Annotated in this window: 17 protein-coding genes and 1 pseudogene; 10 read left to right on the forward strand and 8 right to left on the reverse strand. The window is 73.8% G+C overall.

Going from position 1 to position 13,699, the window contains the following annotated elements:
- Nucleotides 1-741 carry a VOC family protein gene (locus tag ABD343_RS33910; protein ID WP_344533811.1) on the reverse strand — a complete coding sequence of 247 codons (741 nt, stop codon included), beginning with the start codon at nucleotides 739-741 and terminating at the stop codon, nucleotides 1-3.
- Between the two features lie 142 nt (nucleotides 742-883).
- On the opposite strand from ABD343_RS33910, the gene ABD343_RS33915 reads away from it, so the two are divergent.
- The 4 genes from ABD343_RS33915 (at nucleotide 884) to ABD343_RS33930 (ending at nucleotide 2,968) form a co-directional block, all read left to right on the forward strand.
- A complete protein-coding gene (locus ABD343_RS33915) occupies nucleotides 884-1,144 on the forward strand; it encodes a hypothetical protein (protein ID WP_344533813.1) in 261 nt (86 codons plus the stop codon).
- Between the two features lie 147 nt (nucleotides 1,145-1,291).
- Nucleotides 1,292-2,011: a VOC family protein gene (locus ABD343_RS33920; RefSeq protein WP_344533814.1), complete on the forward strand. Its 720-nt coding sequence runs from the start codon at nucleotides 1,292-1,294 to the stop codon at nucleotides 2,009-2,011.
- Between the two features lie 106 nt (nucleotides 2,012-2,117).
- Nucleotides 2,118-2,546 carry a hypothetical protein gene (locus ABD343_RS33925; protein WP_344533816.1) on the forward strand — a complete coding sequence of 143 codons (429 nt, stop codon included), beginning with the start codon at nucleotides 2,118-2,120 and terminating at the stop codon, nucleotides 2,544-2,546.
- A complete protein-coding gene (locus ABD343_RS33930) occupies nucleotides 2,543-2,968 on the forward strand; it encodes a hypothetical protein (RefSeq protein ID WP_344533818.1) in 426 nt (141 codons plus the stop codon). Before ABD343_RS33925 ends, ABD343_RS33930 begins: the two co-directional genes overlap by 4 nt.
- Before the next feature lie 81 nt (nucleotides 2,969-3,049).
- On the opposite strand, the gene ABD343_RS33935 is transcribed toward ABD343_RS33930, so the two are convergent.
- Complete coding sequence (locus tag ABD343_RS33935) at nucleotides 3,050-4,555, reverse strand: aminotransferase class I/II-fold pyridoxal phosphate-dependent enzyme (protein WP_344533819.1); 1,506 nt, start codon at nucleotides 4,553-4,555, stop codon at nucleotides 3,050-3,052.
- A gap of 70 nt (nucleotides 4,556-4,625) precedes the next feature.
- Between ABD343_RS33935 and ligD the strand changes: the two genes are divergently transcribed.
- Nucleotides 4,626-5,645: a non-homologous end-joining DNA ligase gene (ligD, locus tag ABD343_RS33940; protein ID WP_344533821.1), complete on the forward strand. Its 1,020-nt coding sequence runs from the start codon at nucleotides 4,626-4,628 to the stop codon at nucleotides 5,643-5,645.
- Between the two features lie 23 nt (nucleotides 5,646-5,668).
- On the opposite strand, the gene ABD343_RS33945 is transcribed toward ligD, so the two are convergent.
- Nucleotides 5,669-6,439: a VOC family protein gene (locus ABD343_RS33945; protein ID WP_344533822.1), complete on the reverse strand. Its 771-nt coding sequence runs from the start codon at nucleotides 6,437-6,439 to the stop codon at nucleotides 5,669-5,671.
- A gap of 167 nt (nucleotides 6,440-6,606) precedes the next feature.
- On the opposite strand from ABD343_RS33945, the gene ABD343_RS33950 reads away from it, so the two are divergent.
- Nucleotides 6,607-7,791 (forward strand): zinc-dependent alcohol dehydrogenase, encoded by a 1,185-nt coding sequence (locus tag ABD343_RS33950; protein ID WP_344533824.1) that lies wholly within the window; start codon nucleotides 6,607-6,609, stop codon nucleotides 7,789-7,791.
- 21 nt (nucleotides 7,792-7,812) lie between these two features.
- On the opposite strand, the gene ABD343_RS33955 is transcribed toward ABD343_RS33950, so the two are convergent.
- On the reverse strand, nucleotides 7,813-8,049 hold the full coding sequence (locus ABD343_RS33955; RefSeq protein WP_344533826.1) for a hypothetical protein: 237 nt from the start codon (nucleotides 8,047-8,049) through the stop codon (nucleotides 7,813-7,815).
- 161 nt (nucleotides 8,050-8,210) lie between these two features.
- Between ABD343_RS33955 and ABD343_RS33960 the strand changes: the two genes are divergently transcribed.
- A complete protein-coding gene (locus ABD343_RS33960) occupies nucleotides 8,211-9,080 on the forward strand; it encodes a Rieske (2Fe-2S) protein (protein ID WP_344533828.1) in 870 nt (289 codons plus the stop codon).
- 17 nt (nucleotides 9,081-9,097) lie between these two features.
- Here the strand turns inward: ABD343_RS33960 and ABD343_RS33965 are convergent, their stop codons facing one another.
- The 3 genes from ABD343_RS33965 to ABD343_RS33975 form a co-directional block, all read right to left on the reverse strand.
- Entirely contained in the window at nucleotides 9,098-9,364 is a 267-nt protein-coding gene (locus ABD343_RS33965) for a GlsB/YeaQ/YmgE family stress response membrane protein (protein ID WP_344533830.1), read from the reverse strand.
- Nucleotides 9,365-9,439: 75 nt separating this feature from the next.
- Entirely contained in the window at nucleotides 9,440-9,691 is a 252-nt protein-coding gene (locus ABD343_RS33970) for a hypothetical protein (RefSeq protein ID WP_344533832.1), read from the reverse strand.
- 192 nt (nucleotides 9,692-9,883) lie between these two features.
- Nucleotides 9,884-10,477 carry a TetR/AcrR family transcriptional regulator gene (locus tag ABD343_RS33975; protein WP_344533834.1) on the reverse strand — a complete coding sequence of 198 codons (594 nt, stop codon included), beginning with the start codon at nucleotides 10,475-10,477 and terminating at the stop codon, nucleotides 9,884-9,886.
- Nucleotides 10,478-10,602: 125 nt separating this feature from the next.
- Between ABD343_RS33975 and ABD343_RS33980 the strand changes: the two genes are divergently transcribed.
- Genes ABD343_RS33980 through ABD343_RS33990 form a run of 3 tightly spaced genes read left to right on the forward strand, consistent with a single transcriptional unit; the run spans nucleotide 10,603 to nucleotide 13,479 of the window.
- A complete protein-coding gene (locus ABD343_RS33980; RefSeq protein WP_344533898.1) occupies nucleotides 10,603-12,063 on the forward strand; it encodes an amidase in 1,461 nt (486 codons plus the stop codon).
- A 46-nt stretch (nucleotides 12,064-12,109) separates the two neighbouring features.
- A complete protein-coding gene (locus tag ABD343_RS33985; protein WP_344533836.1) occupies nucleotides 12,110-12,601 on the forward strand; it encodes a MarR family winged helix-turn-helix transcriptional regulator in 492 nt (163 codons plus the stop codon).
- Nucleotides 12,598-13,479: an SDR family NAD(P)-dependent oxidoreductase gene (locus ABD343_RS33990; protein ID WP_344533837.1), complete on the forward strand. Its 882-nt coding sequence runs from the start codon at nucleotides 12,598-12,600 to the stop codon at nucleotides 13,477-13,479. Before ABD343_RS33985 ends, ABD343_RS33990 begins: the two co-directional genes overlap by 4 nt.
- A gap of 35 nt (nucleotides 13,480-13,514) precedes the next feature.
- On the opposite strand, the pseudogene ABD343_RS33995 reads toward ABD343_RS33990, so the two are convergent.
- A pseudogene (locus tag ABD343_RS33995) lies at nucleotides 13,515-13,699 on the reverse strand (hypothetical protein); the annotation flags it as partial.

A 13,699-nucleotide genomic window follows, 5' to 3' on the forward strand; every position in this document is an offset into this window, starting at 1 on the left:
CTACCTGGGCGTGAGCAGGCTGAACGGGTTCCCGTCGGGGTCGGCCATCGCCACCCGGCCCGCCTCGCCTCTGCCGGAGCCGGAGCCGGAGCCGGAGTCGATGCGGGTCGCGCCGAGCGAGAGCAGCCGCTCGGCCTCGGCCTCCTGGTCGCCGTGAGCCGGGGGAGCGAGGGCGAACTGCAGCCGGTCCTTGCCCGCCCTCGGCATCAGCGGCGGCCCGCCCCAGGTGAGCATCGGGCCCCCGTGCGGCGAGCGGATCGCGGTCTCCTGGTCCTTGTCCCAGACCAGCGGCCAGCCCAGCGCCTCGCTCCAGAAATACCCGGCCTTCTGCGAACCGTCGCAGGCCAGCGCCCCGATGAAGCCGCAGTCGGCGAGGAAGGCGTTGCCGGGCTCGCAGACACAGAACTCGTTGCCCTCGGGGTCGGCGAGCACCACGTGCCCCTCCTCCGGGCGCTGGCCGATGTCGATGTGCCGCGCGCCGAGACCCAGCGCCCTGTCCACCGTCTCCTGCTGGTCCTCCGCCGAGGTGCTCGTCAGGTCGAGGTGCATCCGGTTCTGCCCGGTCTTCTTGTGCCGGGTCGGAGGGAAGCGGACGCGGAACCCCGTGTCGTCGTGGGGCAGGAGCGCGATGCCCTCGTGCGGGTCGTCGTCCGTCTCCCGGCCCAGGACCCCGGACCAGAACCGGGCGAGGCGCAGCGGCTGGAGCGCGTCGACGCAGACCGCGAACAGTTGAGCAGTCATTCCCGTGCCCCTCCCCGGTCATGGGAACCTCAGGCGTGAGCCTAAGGGGGCCCGGCGGCCCGCGCAGGGGAATCCGCCGGGAGGGCGGGACACGGCGCGCGGGTGCCGGGCGGATGTCAGTGGCGGGTGCCAGGCTGGAACCGTGGAAGAACTGCCGCGCCAGGCGCACGAAGCAGACCCGCAGAAGCCCGGCCACGGCCCCGCGGTGGCCGTGGCGGAGCTGATCGGGGGACCGCTCGACGGCCTCCGGCTGGACGTCTCCGAGGACTCCGGCGCCGAGCTGGCCGGGGGCGCGATCCTCGTCACGGAGATCTCCGCCGCACGCGAAGTCGGCGCCGACGGGGTGGTGTACCGCCCGAGGGGCGGCGACCCGCGGCGCTGGGACTGGGAAGGCTGCGCCTGAGCGTCGTCCTCGTCCGACGGCGGCGGCTGCTACTGCTCCGCGGATTTCTGTGAACTCCCGGCGGAATGCGGGAAATCCGTTTGGGAAGCCGAGGGGGCCGCTGGTACCCAGTCCCCGGACGACGCCCCCGGACGACAAGGAGCACAGATGACCGACGCCCGTCTGGGTTCAGTGGACGAATTCTGCTGGATGGACCTGAAGACCCGTGACATGCCCGGGACGGCGGCCTTCTTCTCGGAGGTCCTGGGGTGGAGCTTCGCGGTCGACGGGGAGGACTGGCGCCGGGCCACGAAGATCTCCGTGGGCGGCCACCGCATCGGGAGCGTGAGCGACCTGGCGAACCCGGTCTATCCGCCGGGGACGCCCCCGCACATCGCCTATTACCTCGCTGTCGACGAGGTCGACGGACACATCGAGGCCGCGGCGTCGAAGGGCGCGCGCCTCGTCGTCCCGCCCTTCGACGCGGGCGACCAGGGCCGGATGGCGATGCTCCTCGACCCGCTGGGCGCCGCCTTCTCGCTGTGGCAGCCGTACGCGTTCGGGGGCTGGAACCTCCCGCCGGACCTGCCCGGCGCCCCGAGGCGCATGGCCCTGGCGTGCGAGCAGCCCGACCGCGCCCGGCACTTCTACCGCGAGGTCCTGGGAGCCAGCCTCGCCTGCGCGGACTTCGTCCCCTCACTTCACCCCGTCGCCTCTGCCCCGCAGTGGGAGCTGGCCGTCGGGGCCGAGGACCCGGACGCCGTCGCCGCGCGGGCGCGCGTGTACGGGCCGGAGGCCGTGAGCCGTACGGAGGAGCCGGGCGGCCCCGTGGTGCGGGTGACGAGCCCCGAGGGGCTGCGGTTCCAGGTGCGCGCCCTGAATCCCTAAGTTTCGGGCGACCCCGAAAGTCCTGGTCCTTTCCGGAAGTTCCCCGCATTCTGCTGATGCCGCTTCCGTAACGGAATGCGGCGGCACGGGAAAACTGGGGGACTGTATGCGAACGACACGGAGAACGGCCGCGTACGCGTGCGCCGTTCTGCTCGCGAGCGGCGGAATGACCGCGGGCGCCACCACCGCGTACGCCGGGGGCGGCGCGGAGAGGGAAGCGCGGAAGGCGACGGTCTGCGAGGAGTTCCGGGAGGCCTACGCGCGCTGCTCTTCGCCGAAGAAGGGCCGTACGCAGGCTTCCTACCACGACAAGGGGGACAAGGTCGATATCGTCGACCGCTACCGCAACGGCCGGTCGACGAAGGTGATGCTCCAGGTCAAGGGGAGCGGAATCGCGGTCTTCTCCAGCCGGGGCGAGGAACGCAGGATCATCCCGAACAATTACACCGACGGAAAGAAGGTGCGCCTCAAGGTGTGCACCTCTTTCAGCTCGAAGGCGAAGTGCTCGGACTGGAGCGGCTGGGGGACCACATGACCGGAAAGCGTGTCGCGTCGGCCTGTGCGGGGGCGCTGCTCGTGCCCGCGCTGCTGGCGGTGCCCGCCGCCGCGGATCCGCAGCCGGGCGAGGCGGCCCCGCGCCTGAAGAAGACCAGGTGCGAGGCCGTGATGGTCGAGCCCGCCGCGTTCTGCCGCAGCTCGAAGTCCCGCTGGACGCAGGTGACGTACTACGACAAGGGCGACAAGATCAAGATCACGGATCGCTACGACAACAACCGCTGGACGAAGGCGATCGTGCAGGCCGAGGGCCACCCGAAGCGGTACTTCAGCAGCAAGGGGAAGGTGACCAGGACCGTTCGCGGGGACTTCGGCGAGAGCTGGTCGGTCCGCGTGAAGGTCTGCACCTCGTGGACGAAGAAGGCCAAGTGCAGCCCCTGGAGCCGGTACTACCCGGCCTGACCGGGACCAGGAGCCAGGGGGCAGGGACCGGTCCCGCCGTCAGGCGTCGGGCGTCGGGCGTCGGGCGTCGGGCGTCGGGCGTCAGGCGTCTGTCGGCGGGACCGGGTGGCCGTTCTCCGCGAGGACGCGGACCGTGCGCAGGCCCGGGTCCGCGGCGTCGGGGAGGTTCATGCCGGCGGCGAGGCCCGTGCGCAGGTAGTCGAGCACGGTGCCGGTCAGCCGTTCGCCGGGCAGGACCGCGGGGATGCCGGGCGGGTACGGGGTGATCATCTCGGCGGCGACGCGGCCCTCCGCCTCCTCGGCCGGTACGTCCTCGACCCGCCCGAAGTACGCGTCCCTCGGCAGCACGGCCTGCTCCATGCGCAGTGCGGAGGAGGCGGACAGGGAGATCGTCGGGCCCGGGGGCAGCTCGCGGGCGCGGGCCCGCTCGGCGAGGTCCCGTACGGCGTCGACGAGGGCCGTCGCCGTCCCGTCGTCGTCGGCGTGGGTGAGCTGGGTGTTGATCCGGCGGTGGTCGCTGACGTGCACGTCGATCCGGCGGTGTTCGCGCAGCCAGTCCGCGGCCTGGTAGCCCGTGACCGGCAGCGCGGACAGGTCCAGGACGACGGGCAGGGGGTCGAGGTCGGCGGCGCCGCCCTCGTCGACGAAGTCCTCGCGGCCGTTGACGTGCACGCCCTCGATCGCCTGGAGCCGATCGCGCGTACGGGCCGTCAGCTCCAGCGCCCGGCTCAGCAGCTCGTGCCCGTGCTGGGCCATCTGGCGGCGCCAGCCGTCCATTCCGGCGTAGATGAGCACGCTGGGGCTGGTCGTCCCCAGCAGGTCGGAGCGCTGGGCGAGCAGGGCGGGGTCGATGTGCGGGCCCTGGAGATGGAAGACGGAGCCCTGCTCCAGGCCGCTGCCCATCTTGTGGATGCTGGTGACGCACACGTCGGCGCCCGCGTCCATCGCCCACGTGGGGACGTCGGGGTGGAACGGCAGATGGGCACCCCACGCCTCGTCGACGACGAGGGGCCTGCCCCTGCGGTGGCACACCTGGGCGATACGGGCCAGATCCGCGCAGGTGCCGTACGGCGTGGGGCTCGTGACCAGGGCGCCGCGCGCGTCGGGATGGGCCTCGAACGCGGCCTCGAAGGCGTCGGCGGACGGGGCGTGCGCCAGCAGCCGCGTGTCGTCCCACCGCGGCTCGACCCACACCGGGTGGATCCCCGAGAGCACCAGCCCCGAGACCACCGACTTGTGCGCGTCCCGCCCGACCAGCAGCTTCTCGTGCGGTCCCGCGACCGCGAGCATGGCGGCCTTCACGGACAGCGAGCTGCCGCAGGTCGAGAAGAACGTGTGCTCGGCGTGGACGGCGTCGGCCATCAGCCGCTCGGCGCGCTCCAGGACGCCGCCCCGCGTACGCCGGTCGTCCAGCCCGCCCGAGGCGAGGACGTCACCGTGGAAGACCGCGTCCCCCAGCACCGCCCGCACCCTCGGGTCCGCGCCCCGCGCCTGCTTGTGGCCCGGCGGGGTGAAGGGCAGCTCGTCCGTCCGCTGGTACCTCTCCAGCGCCTCCAGTACCGGTGCCTCATCGTGATCCATGCGCATGTGCCCCACGGTGCCCCCGAACGCCCCGAAGGAACCAGGATTCCCGCCATCCGGGCCTTATGGTGCCCGTGTGGCCGGACTGCTGGAAGAGAAGCTGTCGGACGAGGAACGCGCCCTGCTGCGCGAGGCGCCGCCCGGGAGGGACCTCGCCGCCTCCCCGATGCGGGCCGAACTGAGCGACCGGCGGGACTTCGGCCAGGGCTGGATCTTCGAGCGCAAGCTCGACGGGGTCCGCGCCCTCGCCGTGCGCGAGGACGGCGGCGCGCGGCTGCTCTCCCGTACGGGGAACCGCCTCGACCGCACCTACCCGGAGATCGTCGAGGCGCTCGGCGCGCAGGAGTGCCGCGACTTCACGGTGGACGGCGAGATCGTCGCGTTCTCCCACGGGCGCACCGACTTCGCCCGCCTCCAGCAGCGCATGCAGCTCACCGACCCGCGCCAGGTCGGGGCCAGCCGCGTCGCCGTCACGTACTACGTCTTCGACCTGCTGCGCCTCGACGGCGCGGACCTCACCCGGCTGCCCCTGCGCACCCGGAAGTCGCTGCTGCGCGCGGCGCTCGCCTTCCACGGCCCGCTGCGCTTCACCCCGCACCGCAACACGGGCGGGCAGGCCGAACTGGACGCGGCCTGCGCACGCGGCTGGGAGGGGCTGATCGCCAAGCGTGCCGACGGCGCCTATCTGCCGCGCCGTTCCCCGGACTGGCTGAAGCTCAAGTGCGAGCGGGGACAGGAGCTGGTCGTCGGCGGGTTCACCGAGCCGTCCGGGAGCCGCGTCGGCTTCGGCGCGCTGCTGCTCGGCCACTACGAGGACGGCGCCCTGCGGTACGCGGGCAAGGTCGGCACCGGCTACAGCCGCGCCGTGCTCCAGGACCTGCGCGCCCGGATGGACGCGCTGGAGGTCCCCCGCTCGCCCTTCGCCGACCCGGTGCGGGAGCGCGGCGCGCACTGGGTGCGGCCCGAGTTGGTCGCGCAGATCGGCTTCACCGAGTGGACGCGCGACGGGATGCTGCGCCACCCGCGCTACCTGGGCCTGCGCGACGACAAGGCCGCACGGGATGTCGTACGGGAAGTACCGCGCGAGCGGGGCTAGACCGGGGCTGGACCGGGACCTCCTCACGTCTCCAGGAGCGAGAAGAGCGCGCCGTCCGGGTCGCGGAGGGTCGCGGCCCGTCCGTGGGGCGTCGGGTGGGGCGGATCGACCGTACGGCCGCCCGCGCGGGCGGCGGCGTCGGTGGCCGCGTCGATGTCGGGGGAGCGGAAGAAGATGTCCCAGTGGGGGCGGGAGCGCGGGTCCGGCGCGGCGGGACGGGCGCCGCCGCTGAGCGTGGCGACGGTCTCGCCGTGCGCCCGTACGTGCACCTCGTCCTCCAGTACCTCGTAGCCCACCTCACAGCCCGGCTCCTTGGACCAGTCGAGGACCGCACCGTAGAAGAGCGCGGAGTCGAACACGTCGAGGGTGTGGAGCTGGAGCCAGGCCGGGGCCTGCCCGGCACCGATGGCCCAGCCCTGCGGGCGTTCGCCCTGCCACAGGCCGAAGGGCGCGCCGTACGGGTCGGCGGCCACCACGGCGCGGCCCTCGCCGAGCCGGAGGGGACCGACGGCGACCGTCGCGCCGCGCTCGACGATACGGTCGCTGACCTGGTCGGCGTCGGCGACCGCGAAGAACACCGTCCAGCGCACGGGCATCTGCCGGGGGACCGCCGTCTCGTTCAGCCCGGCCACCGGGGCGCCGTCCCGTACGGCCATCCGGTACTCGGGGCCCAGCTCGCTGTCCTCGAAGAACCAGCCGAGCACGTTCCCGTAGAAGTCCTCGGACGCCTGCCCGTCGCGGGTGGTGAGGCTCGCCCAGCAGGGCACGCCGTTCACCGCGTCCACCGCGTCCATCACTCCACCATCCCTCCGATCGGCCCGCCCGGCGAGCGCGGGCCGTCGTCACCGGGGGCCGGGTGCTCCCGTCGCGGCCCGGCAAACGGGTGCGCGCCGTGCATGCGGGTGCGCCGCGGGGGAACCCGGCGCCGCATCCGCCGAAGGTCCCCCGGAGGAGGAGAGCCATGCGCGCGCTGACCTGGCAGGGAAGGCGGGACGTCCGCGTCGAGACGGTCCCCGACCCCCGCGTCACCGAGCCGGACGACGTGATCGTACGGGTCACGTCCTCGGGCATCTGCGGATCCGATCTGCACCTGTACGAGGTGTTCGGGCCGTTCCTCGACCCGGGCGACGTGCTCGGGCACGAGCCGATGGGCGTGGTCGAGGAGACAGGCCCCGAGGTCACGGAGCTGGCGGCCGGGGACCGGGTGGTCGTGCCGTTCAACGTCTCGTGCGGGACGTGCTGGATGTGCGCACGCGGCCTGCACTCCCAGTGCGAGACCACGCAGGTACGCGAACGGGGCACGGGCGCCTCCCTGTTCGGGTACACCAAGCTCTACGGGCAGGTGCCCGGCGGACAGGCGGAGCTGCTCCGGGTGCCGTTCGGGAACACGCTGCCGATCAAGGTCCCGCACGGCCCGCCCGACGAGCGCTTCGTCTACCTCTCCGACGTCCTGCCCACCGCCTGGCAGGCCGTGCGGTACGCGGACATCCCCGAGGGCGGCAGCGTCACCGTGCTCGGCCTCGGCCCCATCGGCGACATGGCCGCCCGCGTCGCCCTGCACCAGGGCGCCGGGCTGGTCATCGGCGTCGACCTGGTGCCCGAACGGCTGGAACGGGCGCGCAGCCGCGGGGTGCACGTCCTCGACCTGCGGGAACACGGGGACAAGCTCGGCGACGCCGTCCGGGACCTCACCGACGGGCGCGGCACCGACGCGGCCATCGACGCGGTGGGCATGGAGGCCCACGGCTCGCCCGTGGCGGAGACCGCCCACAAGCTGGTCGGGCTCCTGCCGTCCAGCGTGGGCGAGAAGCTGATGGAGCGCGGCGGGGTGGACCGGCTGGCGGCGCTGACCGCCGCCGTCGACGCCGTACGGCGCGGCGGCACGGTCTCGGTCTCGGGCGTCTACGGCGGCTCCCTGGACCCGCTGCCGATGATGACGCTCTTCGACAAGCAGCTCCAGATCCGGATGGGCCAGGCCAACGTCAAGCGCTGGGTCGACGACATCCTGCCGCTGCTCACCGACGATGACCCGCTCGGCGTCGAGGGCTTCGCCACGCACACCCTCCCGCTGGAGGAGGGGCCCGCCGCCTACGGCACGTTCCAGCGCAAGGAGGACGGCATGGTCAAGACCCTCCTGAGGCCCTGACCACGCCGCCTTCTCCGGGCTCTACTCGCCGCGCGCGTCCTCCTGACGGCCGAGGCTGGGCCGCAGCGCGTCCCCGGCCTCGCCCCTGGGGCGGTGCCTGCGGCGGGGCACGGCGGGGTCACCGCTGCCCGTCTCCGCCTCCTCGAACTCGTCCAGCGTCTCTTCGAGCGCGGACTTCCCCTGCTCGGAGCCCTGGGATCGCTCGGAGCCGTGCGGCTTCTTCCCGGAGCTGTGCGACGCGCGGCGCTTGCCGCTCATCATCGGCCTCCCTGGGTGCGCGACAGTGCGGTCCCGCGCCGGGTGCCACCCGTGCCCGGCCGCACACATGGGCCGGGCCGCGGCGGGGCGGTGCGGCGGCCGGACGGGGCGTCGGGGGCGTCGGGGCGTTTCCCGGGGGCGGGACGGGCAACCCGGCGGGCATGCGGAACCTTCTCGCGAAGATCGAAAAGCTGGAGAGCGCCGCCGCGCTCGACCGCTTCGCCGCGCCGCTGCGGACCGGGATCAAGGCGCTGCCGCTGGGCCGCCCCGTGCGCGAGGCGCTGCACGGCGGCTGGCAGGGCCACGCGGCGCATCCGGTGTTCGTCCAGGTCCCCATCGGCACCTGGACGTCCGCCGCGCTGCTCGACCTGTGGGGCCGCGACGCGCGCGCCGCGCGGCTGCTCGTCGCGACGGGGCTGGCGGCGGGGGCCCCGGCGGCGCTGAGCGGGGCGGTCGACTACGCCGAGCAGTTCCCCGAGCACCAGCGCGTCGGCGTCGTGCACGCGGCGGCGAACGTCACCGCCGTGGCGCTCTACACGGCCTCCCTCATCGCCCGCCGCAGGCCCGGCAGGGGACGGCTGCTCGGCCTCGCCGGGCTCACCGTCGCCACCGCCGGCGGCTTCCTGGGCGGTCACCTGGCGTACCGGCAGGGCGCCGGGGTGAACCACACCGACTCCGTCCCCCATCTGATCGACGCGAGCTGGCACCCGGTCGGCGCCCCCGAGGAGTTCCCGCGCGGCGCGGTCGTACGGCGCATGGTCGGCGAGGTGCCGGTGCTGCTTGTACGTGACGAGGAGGAGCCCGGCGAACTGCACGCGCTCGCCGACCGCTGCGCGCACCTCGCGGGCCCCCTGTCGGAGGGCGAGATCCACGACGGGCAGGTGACGTGCCCGTGGCACGGCAGTACGTTCCGCCTCGCCGACGGCGCGTGCGTGACGGGCCCCGCCACCTCCGGCCAGCCCTCCTTCGAGGTCCGCCTCAACGACGGCCTGGTCGAGGTCCGGCTGCCCGCTGCCGAGGCCGTGCCCTGAGCGCCGGGTGGCGCGGCTCAGTCGCGTGAGTGGCCGAAGAGCAGCCGGAAGCCGATCAGCAGCACGAGGGAGCCGCCGATCGCGGCGCCCCAGGTGGGCAGGTCGAAGAACTCCTTCTGGATGGGCCGGTCCAGGAAGTTCGACGATATCCAGCCGCCGAGGAACGCCCCCGCGATCCCGATGAGGGTGGTGCCGACCAGCCCGCCCGGGTCCCTCCCCGGCAGCAGTATCTTCGCGACGGCTCCGGCCAGCAGGCCGAGGATGATCCAGCTCACGATGCCCATGGGCGTCCGCCTCTCACGCGTTGTTTCGACAACGGTGTAGACGCAAGGACCCCGTACGAAGGTTCCGCCGGACGGCTACCGGGCGTGCGGCCCCGCCCCGCGCGCGGGCACGAGGACGCCGCGCCGCTGGAGCGCGCGGCGCGCCCCCGCGGCCATCAGCACCGCCGAGAGCACCCCCGGCCCGCAGTGCACGGCGAGGACGCCGAGAAGGCTGGGCCCGCCCCAGTCGTCGCGGTACGCCTCCGGTGCCGCCCCGGCGATGACGAACGGCTCCGCGATTCCGCGGGCGATCAGATAGGCCCCGAGGACCACGGCCACTCTCTTCACGGCCGCCTCCCTTCTCCTGCCCGAGAGCCTAGGAACGGCCCCGCCGCGCGACCACGGTGATCTCCCCCGTCCCCGGTGGGGGACATCCCCCAGGGCGCCGCGTGCACGGCGGGCGTCCAGGGCCGGACGGCCCGGCGGACCGTGTCCCCGATCCGTACGGCCCCCACGGTCCTGCCGCCCGGCAGCCGCCGCTCATCCATGGGCCCGGAGGAGCGCCTCGACGGTCCTCAGCACGCGGTCCCCGACCCGGTCGACGCTGCCGTTCTGCATGCTGACCTGGGCGCCTTCGAGGACGAACGTGATCTCGGCGGCGGCCTGTTCGGGGTCGGCCAGGCCCGCCTCGGCGCACATGGCGACCAGCCTGCGGGTCTGCTCGGCCTTGTGCCGCTCGATGACCTGGCGCGCGGGGTGGGCGCGGTCGGGGAGTTCGGCGAGGGAATTGATGAACGGGCAGCCCCGGTACGAGATCTCCGGCAGGCCCTCGGCGATGAACCGGGCCAGGCCCAGGATCTGCTCCCCGGGGCGGCCGGGGTGCTCGGCCTCGACGCGGTCGAACGCGGCCCGGTAGTCGGCGGCGACGATCCGCAGCCACTCGGCGGCGAGTTCGTCCTTGGTCGCGAAGTGCCGGTAGATCGCCATTTTGGTGGTCTCGGCCCGGTCGGCGATGGCCTGGACGCCCACCCGCTGGATGCCCTCGCGCTGGAACAGCTCCTCCGCCGCGTCGAGGATCCGCTCGCGCGGGGGCAGCTTGGCCACCCTGCTCGGCCTTCTTGCGGTCGCTGTCATGGCTGCTCCCTCGCTCCTCCCGGCTGCCCCCGCCGAGGCTGCTACGGTACCAGTCCGTGCCGTACGATACCGAGCGGTATCGTCAGGTACTCAGTGGTCTCGTTGTGTCCAGGGAGTGAGTGGCAGTGAAGGTGAGCGAGTACGTGGACCTCGACGCGGTCGGGCTCGCGGAGCTGATGGCCGCGGGCGAGGTGACCCCCGCCGAGGTCGAGGCGGCGGCGCGGGAGGCCGCGCGGGCCGTCGGGCCCCGTATCAACGCCGTCGTGGAGACCTGGCCCGCCGACGAGGGCCCGGAACTGGGCGCGGGGGAGGGGGCGTTGGCCGGGGTGCCGTTCCTGATCAAGGACATCGGCGTCGCCATGGCCGGGAAGCGCACGGAGCTGGGCAGCCGCCTCGCCGAAGGCCATGTCGCCGACGCCGACTCCTCGCTGATGCGGCGCTTCCGCCGCGCCGGTCTCGTGACGTTCGGGCGCACGGCGACACCGGAGCTGGCGAACAGCATCATGACGGAGTCCGTGCTCCACGGCCCGACCCGCAACCCGTGGGACCCGGCGCGGGGCGCGGGCGGATCCAGCGGGGGAGCGGGGGCCGCCGTCGCTGCGGGGGCGGTCCCGGTCGCGCACGCCACCGACGCCGCCGGTTCGCTCCGCATCCCGGCCGCGTACAACGGCCTGTTCGGCCTGAAGCCCACGCGGGGCCGGGTCTCCATGGGGCCGGGTGCCGACGAGGTCTTCAGCGGGCTGGCCGTCCAGGGAGGCGTCAGCCGCACCGTGCGCGACAGCGCCGCCCTGCTCGACGCCGTGAGCGGCCCCGAGCCGGGCGACCCCTACTTCGCCGAGCGGCCCTCCCGGCCGTACGCCCAGGAGGTCGGCCGCCGTCCGGGCCCGCTGCGGATCGGCGTCCTCGCCCAGGCGTGGGGCGGGCGCCGGACGACGGCGCCGGTGGCCGACGCGCTCGACCGTACGGTGCGGCTCCTCGACTCCCTCGGCCACCGGGTCGAGGAGACCGAGGTCGCGCTCGGGGCCGGGTGGGAGGAGTTCGTCCTCGCCAACGCCCGGCTGTCGACGGTGAACGTCACCGCCCTGGTCGACGGCCTGGCCGCCGCCTTCGGCCGCCCCGTCGACGCCACCACCCTCGAACCCTCGACCCTCGCGGCCCATCGCCACGGGGCCTCGGTCGGCGGCGCCGAGTTCGTCGCCGCGCTGGGGATCCGCAACCGGGTCGCGCGCGCCCTGGCGCGGTACTTCGGCACGTACGACCTGCTGCTCACCCCGGTCCTGCCCGAACTCCCCCTGCCCGTGGGCGCGTACGCGGAGGGCGGGGAGGCGCTGGACGGCCTCGGCTGGATCGAACGCCTCACCGACCGCTCGCCGTTCACCCTGCCGTTCAACGTGGCGGGCACCCCCGCGATGTCCGTGCCGGTGACGGCCGACGCGGCGACGGGGCTCCCGGTCGGCATGCAGTTCGCCGCCGGTTACGGCCGCGAGGACCTGCTCTTCCGCCTCGCCGGGCAGCTCGAGGAGGCGAGCCCGTGGTCGGGCCGGACGCCGGAGGTGTGGGCGGGAACGGCACCGGCCTCCGCGTGATACGTGGAATTTCCAATGATTGGATTATCCATGTACTGTGTGGGGCATGGACGACCGGAGGCTGACCGAAGAGCTTCACGACTACCTGTTCGCGATCCGCGCCCGGGTGCACGGCGAGCTGAAGGAGCTGGCCCGGGAAGCGGGGCTGACCGACACCCAGACCGATGCGCTGTGGCGGCTGAGCCGGGGGCGGGAGATGACCGCGCGCCGTCTGGCCGACCTCCTGCAGTGCGACGCCTCGACCGCCACGGCGATGATCGACCGGCTGGAGAGGCGTGGCCTGGTCCGCCGGGTGCCCCACCCCACCGACCGCCGCGCGAAAGTCATCCAGCTCACCCCCGAGGGATGCGCGCTGCGCGATCGCGTCATGGAGCACACCACCGCGCACTCGCCCTTCGCCCGCTTCGACCACGAGAGCAGGCTGCGCCTGCACGCGCTTCTCCGTGAAGCGGCCAGCGGCGTCGAGGGCGCCGCGGACGCCGCGGACGCCGTGGACGCCGTGGACGCCGTGGACGCCGTGGACGAGGAGCAGCAATGAGCGGCGGGATCACGGTCGTCACGGGCGGGGCGTCGGGCCTCGGCCTGGTGACGGCACGCCACCTGGCCGAGGCCGGTCGGAACGTCGTCCTCGTCGGCCGGGACGCGACGCGCACCCGGGCCGCCGCCGACAGCCTGCGCCTCCCGGCCCGCGCGGGCAGCGGTGCCGCCCGGCCGAGGACGTACACCGCCGACCTGGAACAGTGGTCACAGGTACGGGCGCTGGCGGCGGAACTGGCCGCCGACGGACGCCTCGTGGACGTCCTCATCAACAACGCGGGAGCGGCGTTCTCCCGGTACGAGGAGACGCCGGACGGCGTGGAGCGCACCTACGCGCTCAATCACCACGCCCCGTTCCTGCTCACCCACGCCCTCCTGGCCGAAGGGGCGCTCACGCGCGAAGCGCGGATCATCAACATGTCCTCGTTCGTGGAGAAGCGGGGCAGGCTCGACGCCACCGATCCGGATGTCGCGGGAACGTCGTGGGGCAAGCGCTTCTACCACCAGATCAACGTCTACGCGACGAGCAAACTCGTCGGCCTTCTGGCCGCGCGCGAACTCGCACGCCGCCTGCCCGACGGCATGAGCGTCTACAACGCCAATCCCGGCATGGTCAAAGGCACCGGGATGAACAGCAACGCCGGAGGCCTGATGCGGCTGACCGCCCCGCTGTTCCGCCCGTTCGCCCTCACCCCCGACGAAGGGGTGCGGACGCCGGTCTGGCTCGCGGCCGCCTCTCCCGCGCCGCGCCCCAGCGGCGGCTTCTTCAGCGACTCCCGGCCGGACACCCCTTCGCGCCCGGCCCGGGACGACGCCCTCGCCCGGACCGTCTACGCCAGGACCGCGGCCCTCCTCGGGGTGGAGCCCCTCCCGGAATAGGGCCCGGCCGGGAGGGCCGCGCGGAGCCGCGTCCGCTACGGCGTACCGGCGAGCCTGCCCATCACCTCGTACATCTGCTGCGGGGCCGGCGGGGCGGGTGGGGCCGACGGGGCGGGCGGGGTGGCGGAGAGCGGCCCCTGCGACGCTTCCGCGCTCAGCCCGTCGAGCAGGAAGGCGACTTGGCGGCGCCAGGCGTCGGGCGCGGTGTCCGCGACCGCGC

It is taken from the genome of Streptomyces albiaxialis (assembly GCF_039530985.1).
Classification (GTDB): Bacteria; Actinomycetota; Actinomycetes; order Streptomycetales; family Streptomycetaceae; genus Streptomyces; species Streptomyces albiaxialis.